The organism is Arthrobacter sp. FW306-1B-F12A (assembly GCF_058781865.1).
The window spans coordinates 1-9,810 of the sequence record NZ_JBYSXD010000078.1 but is presented as its reverse complement, the minus strand read 5'-3'; the positions used below and the strand labels follow the sequence as shown (position 1 = coordinate 9,810).

Here is a 9,810-nt window from a genome sequence, read left to right as displayed (position 1 = left end):
CGCTCACTTTTGGTGAGCGAGCGTCCCTGCATTTGGTCCTATATGTGAGCGAGCGTCCCAGTCGACCAGAGGGAACGACGTCGGGGTCAGGCTTGGGTGCCCAGCCTGCGGGAAATTTCGCGCGCGCACCTGGTCACTTCCGGAATCCACTCGCGGGCGACGTCCTCGATGCGGACCGCCCTTTCCTCCGGGGTCTCGGCGTCCTTGGTCCGGTGACGGGTGCCTCCGCCGGGAAACGCCCGGTTCGACACCGTCAACGTCACGCTGGCCACGGGATAGCGCTGCCGGTCGAGGACGGCGACCGCCACAGAAGAAAACCCCTCCGTGACCTCGTCCTGCTCCCACGCATATCCGAGCGATCGTGCCCGTGCCAAGAGATCCTGCAATGCGGGCAAGGATTGCGGGCCTTTGCTGTGGCGCTCCGCGAAAGCCTCCGGCCCAGGGAAAAGCGCAGCCACCTGGGCGGGGTCCATCTGGGCCATCATCGCCCTGCCGCTGGCCGTCAGGTGGGCAGGAAGCCGGACTCCGGTGTCGGTGACAAGGGGGCTTTGCCGCGGCGCCCGCTCCTCGATCACGTAAACGACGTCGCGCCCGTGCATCACGGCAAGATGGGCAGTCCGGCGGGTCCGGGCGACGAGCCGGGACAGGGGGAACCGGGCGATCCGCTGGATCGGAGCTTGCCGCGAATACCCGGTCCCCAACTCATGGGCGGTCACTCCCAAGGCATACTTGCGCTCCTCGGGAAGATGGACCAGGAAGCCGTCATCGATCAGGGAGGCAATGAGCTGATACGTGGTGGACCGAGGCAGTCCAACATCGCGCGCAATGATGGACGCGCTGACCGGGCCGGCCTGTCCGGCAACGTATCTGAGAACCGCCAGCACCTGGGCCGCGGCCGGCGCCTTGGGCCGCACCGATTGACTGTACATTGTCCTAGAATACGCCTCGGAATGTCCGGTATACCGGACGTTGCGCCCGCTAGGAAAGTCCCTCCAACCGGGCCCGTGCCGTTTCCGCGGCCCGGCGCTCCCGCTCGGCTAGCCGGGCTGCCAGCTTGCGGTCCCGCTCAGCAAGGGTGATCGCCCACTCCGTCGCGGCAAGCTCCTGTTGCAATGCAGCCAGCTTGTCCTTGGCGGCTTTGACGTCGACGGCGAGTTGCTCGCTCCGGCGCACGGCCTCGGACTTCTCGCGCTCGGCCTGCGCGAGTTCCAGGTCGGCCTTGTCCGCACTGCGCTCTGCTTCCGCGAGTACGGTTTGTGCCTTCTCGCGTTCGCGCTCCGAGTCTGCCCGCCCCCGCTGCCGCCCGCCGTCGTCGGGCTCTTCCTGGGTGACGTCCACCGCGGGAAGCGCGCCCGCAATCGCCACCGCGCCCGAGAGATCCACGGGTTCCAATCCGTTCGTGGCGAGCGAACGCACAAGCTGCCCGCTGCGGAGCGCCGCGGCGGCGCCGGGATCCGTCATGGCGGCCCTCAGCGTGGCCTCGATCTCCATCGCGGCGGCGCCACTGACCTTGACACCGAGGCCTTCCGCCACTGCCCGGGCCTGCTCGACGGCGGCGCCCAGGACGCGCGGGCGCTGTTGGCCGAGCGTGCGGAGACGGTCGTGATCCTGCTGCTCCTGGGCTCGCCCGAGCGAGGCCCCAAGCTCCAGGACGCCGGCGAATTCCTTGGTGCCGTGCCGGACAAGCATGTTGACGGCCCACGCCGCCGTCGAAGGCTTGGGCAACTGGGCGATTTGTTTCGCCAGTTCGGCATCCCCATCCGACTTGGCTTCCTTGGCCCGCGCAGTGCGGGCCGCCGTGAAGGCAGAGGGAACCAGTGTGTAGAGCTCGACGGCGATCCCGGCCAGGTTCATGGTGAAAGCGAGTGCCGTATTACTCGGCGAGGAACTCGGCCAAGGCGTCGGCCATGACGCTAGGTTCCCAGCCGTGGTTGGCGCCTGGAATGGTAGCTTTGCGGGCGCTCGGGATGTTGGCCACGATGGAGTCGGCCGCTTTCGGCATGATCGGGACGGTCTGCTCGCCGACTATCGCGAGGGTGGGCTGGGTGATGCCGGACCAGAGCTCTGCCCGAGGCGCGGACTGGGACCACGCGAGGGATTCGGCGTCGGCCAAAAGGCTGGGGCCCAATTCGATCATGATGGGCCATCCTGGACTGTTCTTGGCTCCGGCCAGCCACTCCGGCGGCATGTCCTTCATGTAGTACTCGATGGTGCCAGCCTTGTCGCCGGAGGCGACCCGTTCCTGGAGCCCGGCGAAGAATTCAGCCCCGCCGGCGCCGAGTTCTTCGCTCAGCGGAGTCTCCCAGAGCGCGAGCTTCGTGACGGGCAAGCCTGCTGCCACCGCTGCCAGGGAAATCGAGCCACCGGAAGAGCTCCCGAAGAGCGCGGCCTGGCCGCCCACGATGTCGATGAGCGTGGCGAGATCGTCGATGTTGTCCTTCAGGCTGAATGACGGAGCCTCAGCGCTTTCCCCTCGGCCGCGCCGGTCGTAATTCAGCACCGTGAACCCCTTGGCGGCCAGGAGCTTGGCCATCTCCATGGTGTTGGAGTCGAAGCCCCTGAATTGCATCGCGCCGCCAACCAGGATGACGGCAGGTCCTTCGCCGTATTGGTCATACCCGATGCGGGTACCGTCTTTCGAGATCGCAAATTCGGACATCTCAGACCCTTCGATGTGGCGGACAGTAGGTTCCTAAACTCTGGGGCCCATCCACGTGCGGGTCAAGGGGAAAGGGCCGTGTCCAGGAGTTCTTAAGAGCTTCTTAAGTGCCCCACGGGAGAGTGGAAACAGGCCGCACAACGGCCGTCACCCCGAACCGGAGACACCATGCGATCACACCCCAAGCAGAACACTTCCACGGAAGGCCGCGCTTCCGCCGTCGTCCGTCACAGTGTGCCGTTGCTTCCCCAGACGAGGTTCTGGCTCCTGTGGGGCATTGTCCTCGCCGCGGCCGTCCTTGCCATTGGCTTCAGCGTGCAGGCGGTAGCAGGCCTGACCACTGGGGAATTCGGTATTGACCAGGAACTCAGCCGCCATCACGTGGGCGCACTGACCACCGCGGCCATGGCTTTGAACGTCCTCTTCGCCCCCGTAGCGGGAGTCTGCATTGTCCTCGTGATCGGCTTGTACCTTTGCCTGGTCCGCAAGTCCTTCGTGCGGGCTGTCATGTTTGTGCTCTTTGCATGTTCGGGCTGGGTTGCCAGCGAGGTATTCAAACTTGTCGTTGCCCGCCACCGGCCCAACCCCGCGCTTCTTTTCGACCCCCTGGCTCCGGAAACGGGTTCCAACAGTTTTCCCAGCGGCCACACCGCCTTCGCCGTAGCGCTCGCCTTCGCTCTGTACTTCCTGGTCCGGGGAAGCCGGTGGGGCGTCATCACTGCGTGGGCCGGTGCTGTCATGGCCGTGGTGGTGGCGTGGTCGCGTATCTACATCGGAGTCCATTACCCCAGCGACGTTGTGGCGTCATTCCTGGCCACCAGCGCCGCAGTGATCGTCTTGGCCGGGCTCTGGAACCGGTACGCCCCTCGGGTTTTCGCGCGGCTACCGTTTGGCGTTGCATCAGAAGCAGGCGCCTCGGAGGCAGCCGCCTCGGAAGCAGCCCCAACCCAAGCACACGGATCCTGAGGAGGACCCCATGCACGTACTTTCCGCCATGCCCGCATTCCTTGATCCCACCACCCTCCTCCAGGGCTTGGGCCCTGCGGCGCTGGGAGTAGTGGCGCTGATCGTCTTCATCGAATCCGGTCTCCTTTTCCCTTTCCTGCCCGGTGACTCCTTGCTGTTCACCACGGGCCTGCTTCACCAGCAACTGCAGCTTGAACTGCCTGTGTTGATCGCCGTCGTATCAGCCGCCGCCATCGCAGGAGACCAGATCGGCTACATGCTTGGGCGCAAGTTCGGACGGCGATGGTTCAAGGACGACGCCCGGGTCTTGAAAACCGCCCACTTGGACGCGGCCGAAGAATTCTTCAAGCGCCGTGGCGGCCCCGCAATCGTCTTGGCCCGCTTTGTCCCCATTGTGCGGACGTTTGCGCCGCTCAGCGCAGGCATCGCGCGCTACAACTACAAATCCTTTACCCTGTGGAACATCGCCGGGGCCGTCATTTGGGCGACCTCCGTGACACTCCTGGGCTCGTGGCTGGGACACTACGAGTTCATCGCAAACAACATTGACGCCATTGCCGTAATCATGGTTTTGGTCTCCGTCCTGCCGTGGGGAGTCGAGTTGCTCAAAAAGCGGCGCAACGTCAAGGTAGGCGCCGCGAACGGGCACGCCGGGGAAGAATAGGCAGCATGACAACAGCTGAGCGGCCGGCCCTCCTCTTGGTCGAAGACGACTCCGCCCTGGGGCCGCTCATCAGCGAACTCCTGGAGCCGGACTTCTCTGTCCGCTTGGCTGTCAATGGGCGCGACGGGCTCCACCTCGCCTTGACCCAGAGTTGGGATGCGATGGTCATTGACCGGGGGCTGCCGGTCATGGACGGCATCGCACTCATCAAGGCCCTTCGTGCCAAGGGGATTGCCACCCCGATCCTCATCCTGACGGCGCTCGGTGCCACCGACGAGAAGATCCGGGGCCTCGACGCCGGGGCGACCGATTACATGAGCAAGCCGTTCGACGCCATGGAATTGGCCGCCCGCTTGCGAGCCCTCACCCGAACGTACGCGCTGCCGCCCCAGACCCTGGGAATCGGGGATTGGGAGTTCGACGCCGGTGCCCGCTCCGTGCGCTCCGTGTACGGTTCCGTCGTCACCCTGACGGCGAAGGAGGCCGGGCTCCTCGAAATCCTGGCCGGCGAACCCGAGCGTGTGTTTACCCGTGAAGACCTCATCAACGCCTTGTTCCACCCCACGGACCAGCCGGGCGTGATTGACACCTACGTCCACCATTTGCGCCGCAAGATTTCCAAAACGGTGATCCGGACAGTCCACGGCCTCGGATACCAGATCGGCGACCCCCATGACTGAGAACGACACCCATGACTGAGAACCCGGACCAGGAGACGCTCCGCAAAGCCTCCCTGAAGATCGCAGTGCGGATCAGCGCGGCATGCGCGGTTTTGGTTCTTTGCCTGCTTGCGTCCGCCGCGATCTACCTCTTCAACCAGGCGCAGCATCCAACGCTGCCGGGACCAGGCGAAACCGACTCCGTCTACGCATATCTGGACACAAAGGACCTCCTGAAGGCCATGATCGTTGCCGGCATTGCGGGGATCCTCCTCGCCGGTGCCATCGGCTGGCTCAGCGCGCGGAGCGCCATCAGGCCCCTTGGCGAAGCGCTTGCCCTGCAGCGACGTTTCGTTCAGGACGCCAGCCACGAATTGCGCACGCCCCTCGCCATCCTCGATGCACGGGTCCAGCTCGCCCAGCGCGATGCCGCCGCGGACTCAAAAACGGGGGAAGCGCTCGCCCGCATCCGAAATGACACAGCTACCCTCACCGGCATCGTCAACGAATTGCTTGTCGCAGCCACCGGCTCGCCTCCGGACGCAGCCGCAGAGCCGAGCGATCTCGCCAAGGTGGCGGGCGCCGTCGTCGAGAGCTTGCAACAGCTCGCGGGGGAGAAGAACGTCCGCGTCACCCTGACGGAAAAGGACCGGCCCTTCGCGCTCATTGACGGCAGTGGCTTCCGTCGCGCCCTCCTTGCGCTGGCCGACAACGCGCTGGCACACACCCCCGCTGGCGGCCAGGTGGGGATCACGACGGCGGTGCTCGGCAACCGCGCAGTGGTCACGGTTTCGGATTCCGGGGCTGGGATCAAAGGCGTGGACCAGACCCGGATCTTTGACCGCTTCGTGAGGACACACAGTCCGGAGGGCGCACCAGGCCAGCGCAGCTTCGGAATCGGCTTGGCGCTGGTCCGTGAAATCATCACCGGGGCCCGCGGCACTGTGGAGGTTGAGCGCAGCGGGCCGCGGGGAACGGTCATGAGGATCACCCTGCCGCTCGCTGCGAAAGATGCGGGCCCCAAAGATGCGGCGCCGAAAGACGCGGTTCCGAAAGACACCGGCCCGAAAGACACCGGCCCGAAAGACACGTCGTCCGGCTCGGCATAGCTTACTTAGGCGGCCCGCAGTTTGGCGGGTTGGGCGTATTTAAGCGCCTTTGCATGGTGTCGGAGCTTGCGTCGGTGGCTTCTGGAATCTGGCGCCGCCGTGCTCATGGATAGCCCGGTTCCTGGCAGCGGCGGGGCTGTTGATTGGTAGTGGTGTCCGGTGGGGGTGCGGATGTCCAGGACATGCCGTGTCCCGTGCTGGGTTGTTACTGCTCCGGTTTGTGCTGTCCAGCCGGGGAGTTCTTTGGTGTGGTTGCAGGCTTCGCACAGGCCCGCGCCGTTGGCCAGGCTGGTGGGTCCGCCGTCGTGCCAGGGGATGATGTGGTCGAAGTGCCGGATCGGTGCGTCGCAGTAGGGTGTCCGGCAGGTCTCGTCGCGGGCCTGGATGAAGCGCCGCAGCCCGGCCGGGAAAAGCCGGGACCGGGAATCGACGGCGACGAGGTCCCCGGTTCCGGGGGCGGTGAAAAGACGCCGGAGCCAGACCTTGAAGGCCCGGTCCGCGGACTGGCCGCCGGGACCGGCCTGGCCGGGTTCCGCCTGGCCCTCGTTCCCAACCAGCATTGCCCGTGCCCACGCAGCGGGGACAATCCCGTAGCCGGGGAGACGCGCCGGTTCGGCATCGCTCTGGAAGAGGGTGCGGTCGGTCATGACGAGCTGGACCTCAACCCCGCTGATCCCGCCGGGGGTGCCGGTGGTGCGTTCGACCAGGGCGTCGGCCATGATCTGCCCGCGGGACCGCGCGTCCCCGCCGGAGCGCAGCGAGTCTGCATGACGGGTCAAGGCCGCGTGCACGGCCACGCCCTGCCCCACCGGGAGCAGAGCGGTCAGGTAGGTCATGGTGTCCGGTGCCGGGCGCAGGGACACGTGCCGTTCCTCCGCGGCACGGCTGGCGCGTTGGGTGACGGAGCGGGGGTCCCGCCGGTAGGCGGCGGCCCGGGCTGCGGAGATGATGGCCTTGTCTCCGGCGCCGTCGAAGGCTCCCGTCTCGGCGGCGAGCTCCTCGTCCACGGCGCAGCGGTCTTCGGCGGACAGGCAGGCTGTTTCCTTCACCAGCAGGGTGGCGCGCCATTCGTTCAGCTGCCCGGTGTTCACGGCGGCTAACGTGTGCGGCATTTCGCTCACGAGGGCTTTCGCCAGGCCCAGCAACCGGGATCCTTTGGCGGGGGATTCCCGCCGGGCCAAGGCAATCTGGGCTGCGACGCCGCGGCCGCGCTCGTCGGCGGGGACGCCCAGGTTCGTCTCGGCGCTGCGCTGGGCCGCATCGAAGGAGACGGCAATCCGGGCCTGCGCAGCGGCGGCCGCGGACTTCAGATCCTCCAGGGCACGCAACTGGTCGATCAGCTCGGCGCGGCCATCGGGTACCGTGCCGTTCGGGAGGGCTGGCCGGAACGAGGTCAGGGCATCGATCACGTCCCGTACCCAGGCACCTGACAATGGAGCCGCGCCGCCGACTGGCGCGCCCGTCCCCATCAGCTGGGTTTCCCGAATTCCGGCCATAACCAAAGCATCCCAGGGACCACTGACATTCTTAGGTCGAAGAACACCTGCCCACCGAAAAATCCCGGAAATCAGCAGAAATTTTCCATATTTGCTCGGGAAGGATTCCGGTTCCCGGGTCTCCTTCAGCCGCCACCGGCTCAACCTCGCAGCCGTCGATAATCACCCGATGGGCGACGTTGTGATCGGCTTCGCCGGCGTGAGGTGTGCTTTGCGGTGGGCTCCCCTCAAGCCCGTCCCGTCCGCCTCTGGCGTGCGCATCCGAAGCGAACGAGAATGGCCTCGTGGTTCCCCCTCGCCAAGGCGGGGCCGTCGTTCCAATGAACCCCGCCGCCCGAAAGATCCAAAGTGCCTACCTCACCTTGACCCTCGGCAATACCCTTGCGGCCTCGTTCATTTGGGGGATCAATACCCTCTTCCTACTGGATGCCGGACTCAGCAATCTTGAGGCCTTTGCGGCAAACGCCTTCTTCACTGCCGGGATGGTCGTCTTCGAAGTGCCCACTGGAGTGGTGGCCGATGGTTGGGGACGCCGCGTTTCGTTCCTTCTTGGCACGGTGACACTGGCCGGATCCACCTACCTTTACTTTCTGCTCTGGCAGCTTTCGGCCCCGTTCTGGTGGTGGGCCGTGGTGTCGGTGTTGCTCGGCTTGGGCTTCACCTTCTTCTCGGGTGCAGTGGAGGCCTGGCTCGTCGACGCGTTGCGCTTCACTGGATATGAGGGTGGCTTGGAGACGGTGCTCGGGCGGGGACAGATGGTGTCGGGTGCCGCCATGCTTGCGGGCTCAGTGGCTGGCGGGGTGATCGCGCAGGCCACCAACCTGGGAGTCCCGTTCCTGATTCGCGTGGGCGTGCTCCTCGCCATGTTCGTGGTGGCCTTCTTGCTGATGCACGACGTCGGCTTCACCCCCGAGCGCTCTGCCCATCCACTCAAGGCGACCCGTGCTGTCCTCGACGCCTCGATCGAGAACGGTTTGAAAAATCCACCCGTGCGGTACGTGATGTTGGCAGCGCCGTTCAGTGCCGGCGTCGGGATCTATGTGTTCTATGCCCTGCAGCCGTACCTGCTTCAGCTCTTCGGTGACCCGCGCGCGTACTCGGTGGCCGGGCTGGCAGCGGCAATCGTGGCGGGGGCGCAGGTGGTGGGCGGATGGCTTGCACCGCGTATCCGGCGCCTCGTTCGCAAACGCACTACGGTGTTGATTCTGAGTGGAGTGGTGAGCGCATCGATTCTGGTGGTGCTCGGGTTCACGAATGTCTTCTGGGTGGCCTTGGCGCTGTTGACGTTCTGGGCCATGGTCGACTCGGCGGCCACACCGGTACGGCAGGCCTACGTGAACGACATGATCCCGTCGAAGCAGCGGGCAACAGTGCTGAGCTTCGACTCGCTGATGGGATCAAGCGGTGGAGTGGTGGTGCAGCCGCTGCTCGGCCGGGCCGCCGATGTTTACGGCTACTCCGCCTCACTCGCGATCAGCGGCGTTATAGAGCTGATCGCGGTGCCGTTCCTCCTGGCGAGTCGTCGGCAGGGCTCTTTGGCCGACCAGGCCAACGCCGCGATCGTCACATCCGAAACGGAACCACGGCAGTCATAAGAATTGACCTACGGAAGCCGCGAAGCCCGGAGGAACGTGGCCTCGCCGGCCTTGTCAGGAACAAGCGGTACGGGACTAATTAGCACAGCTGTGCCACGATGCAGGCTGCCATCCGAAAGCGGTTGGCAGCGCACGCCCCCACGCCCGCGCATGGCGGCGTGCGCGCCCGGAGCCAGGACTTGGTCCATCCACGCGCAGGGGTGGGCCGGACGTCCGCCGCGGAACCGGACAACGCCGCCCCGCGATTCCAAGGCAAATTCTTCGCCCAGCAGGGGAGCCAGGTGGGCTCCCCTGAGGACCACATTGCGGCGCGTGAGGAGCGGGTCAAAAGGCGCGACCCCCAGCTCGGCGGCCATCGCCTCGAGCGACTCGATGGCTATCAGCGTCACTGCGGCATCCATGTGCGCGGCCTTGCCGAAAAACCGGTCACCGACGATGCCCTTGCCGCTTACGACGTCGACCTGCTCGGCATCCGTGGTGGGCACCTCGGCGGCACCATCGCGTGCCCGGCCGAAGTAGGCATGGCCGGATGACACAAGAAGATGCAGGATCTCCACGTCGTATCTGTAGCTTGCCGTCATGTCATAAGGGGCTCATCGCATTTGAGGGTGTAATCGCGGTCTGAATCCGCCGGTTTCGAGGAGTGATCGGGCGATGTAGTT

Annotated in this window: 10 protein-coding genes; 5 read left to right on the top strand and 5 right to left on the bottom strand. The window is 65.6% G+C overall.

Going from position 1 to position 9,810, the window contains the following annotated elements; genetic code table 11:
• Positions 1–86: 86 nt before the first annotated feature.
• Genes AC3WJU_RS21800 through AC3WJU_RS21790 form a run of 3 tightly spaced genes read right to left on the bottom strand, consistent with a single transcriptional unit; the run spans position 87 to position 2,659 of the window.
• On the bottom strand, positions 87–929 hold the full coding sequence (locus AC3WJU_RS21800) for an IclR family transcriptional regulator (RefSeq protein WP_306963071.1): 843 nt from the start codon (positions 927–929) through the stop codon (positions 87–89).
• 49 nt (positions 930–978) lie between these two features.
• Positions 979–1,854 carry a hypothetical protein gene (locus tag AC3WJU_RS21795; protein WP_492260844.1) on the bottom strand — a complete coding sequence of 292 codons (876 nt, stop codon included), beginning with the start codon at positions 1,852–1,854 and terminating at the stop codon, positions 979–981.
• A gap of 19 nt (positions 1,855–1,873) precedes the next feature.
• Positions 1,874–2,659, bottom strand: a complete 786-nt coding sequence (locus tag AC3WJU_RS21790; protein WP_492260843.1) for an alpha/beta fold hydrolase — start codon at positions 2,657–2,659, stop codon at positions 1,874–1,876.
• Between the two features lie 168 nt (positions 2,660–2,827).
• Between AC3WJU_RS21790 and AC3WJU_RS21785 the strand changes: the two genes are divergently transcribed.
• From AC3WJU_RS21785 to AC3WJU_RS21770, 4 genes are read left to right on the top strand one after another with little or no spacing between them, the layout of a single operon-like run.
• A complete protein-coding gene (locus AC3WJU_RS21785) occupies positions 2,828–3,625 on the top strand; it encodes a phosphatase PAP2 family protein (protein WP_492260842.1) in 798 nt (265 codons plus the stop codon).
• A 10-nt stretch (positions 3,626–3,635) separates the two neighbouring features.
• Entirely contained in the window at positions 3,636–4,289 is a 654-nt protein-coding gene (locus tag AC3WJU_RS21780; protein ID WP_284989579.1) for a DedA family protein, read from the top strand.
• Between the two features lie 5 nt (positions 4,290–4,294).
• Entirely contained in the window at positions 4,295–4,969 is a 675-nt protein-coding gene (locus tag AC3WJU_RS21775; protein WP_492260841.1) for a response regulator transcription factor, read from the top strand.
• An 11-nt stretch (positions 4,970–4,980) separates the two neighbouring features.
• Entirely contained in the window at positions 4,981–6,057 is a 1,077-nt protein-coding gene (locus tag AC3WJU_RS21770; RefSeq protein WP_492260840.1) for a sensor histidine kinase, read from the top strand.
• 5 nt (positions 6,058–6,062) lie between these two features.
• Here AC3WJU_RS21770 and AC3WJU_RS21765 read toward each other — a convergent pair whose 3' ends face one another.
• Positions 6,063–7,553 (bottom strand): HNH endonuclease, encoded by a 1,491-nt coding sequence (locus AC3WJU_RS21765; protein WP_492260839.1) that lies wholly within the window; start codon positions 7,551–7,553, stop codon positions 6,063–6,065.
• A gap of 320 nt (positions 7,554–7,873) precedes the next feature.
• On the opposite strand from AC3WJU_RS21765, the gene AC3WJU_RS21760 reads away from it, so the two are divergent.
• Positions 7,874–9,148 (top strand): MFS transporter, encoded by a 1,275-nt coding sequence (locus tag AC3WJU_RS21760; RefSeq protein ID WP_492260845.1) that lies wholly within the window; start codon positions 7,874–7,876, stop codon positions 9,146–9,148.
• An 8-nt stretch (positions 9,149–9,156) separates the two neighbouring features.
• Here AC3WJU_RS21760 and AC3WJU_RS21755 read toward each other — a convergent pair whose 3' ends face one another.
• Complete coding sequence (locus tag AC3WJU_RS21755; RefSeq protein ID WP_492260838.1) at positions 9,157–9,729, bottom strand: MOSC domain-containing protein; 573 nt, start codon at positions 9,727–9,729, stop codon at positions 9,157–9,159.
• Positions 9,730–9,810 lie beyond the last annotated feature (81 nt).

Excerpts from the sequence above, each read along its gene's own strand:
- AC3WJU_RS21800 (WP_306963071.1), bottom strand. The coding sequence starts at position 929 with ATGTACAGTCAATCGGTGCGGCCCAAGGCGCCGGCCGCGGCCCAGGTG.
- AC3WJU_RS21785 (WP_492260842.1), top strand. The coding sequence starts at position 2,828 with ATGCGATCACACCCCAAGCAGAACACTTCCACGGAAGGCCGCGCTTCC.
- AC3WJU_RS21765 (WP_492260839.1), bottom strand. The coding sequence starts at position 7,553 with ATGGCCGGAATTCGGGAAACCCAGCTGATGGGGACGGGCGCGCCAGTC.
- AC3WJU_RS21770 (WP_492260840.1), top strand. The coding sequence starts at position 4,981 with ATGACTGAGAACCCGGACCAGGAGACGCTCCGCAAAGCCTCCCTGAAG.
- AC3WJU_RS21780 (WP_284989579.1), top strand. The coding sequence starts at position 3,636 with ATGCACGTACTTTCCGCCATGCCCGCATTCCTTGATCCCACCACCCTC.
- AC3WJU_RS21755 (WP_492260838.1), bottom strand. The coding sequence starts at position 9,729 with ATGACGGCAAGCTACAGATACGACGTGGAGATCCTGCATCTTCTTGTG.
- AC3WJU_RS21790 (WP_492260843.1), bottom strand. The coding sequence starts at position 2,659 with ATGTCCGAATTTGCGATCTCGAAAGACGGTACCCGCATCGGGTATGAC.
- AC3WJU_RS21795 (WP_492260844.1), bottom strand. The coding sequence starts at position 1,854 with ATGAACCTGGCCGGGATCGCCGTCGAGCTCTACACACTGGTTCCCTCT.
- AC3WJU_RS21775 (WP_492260841.1), top strand. The coding sequence starts at position 4,295 with ATGACAACAGCTGAGCGGCCGGCCCTCCTCTTGGTCGAAGACGACTCC.
- AC3WJU_RS21760 (WP_492260845.1), top strand. The coding sequence starts at position 7,874 with ATGAACCCCGCCGCCCGAAAGATCCAAAGTGCCTACCTCACCTTGACC.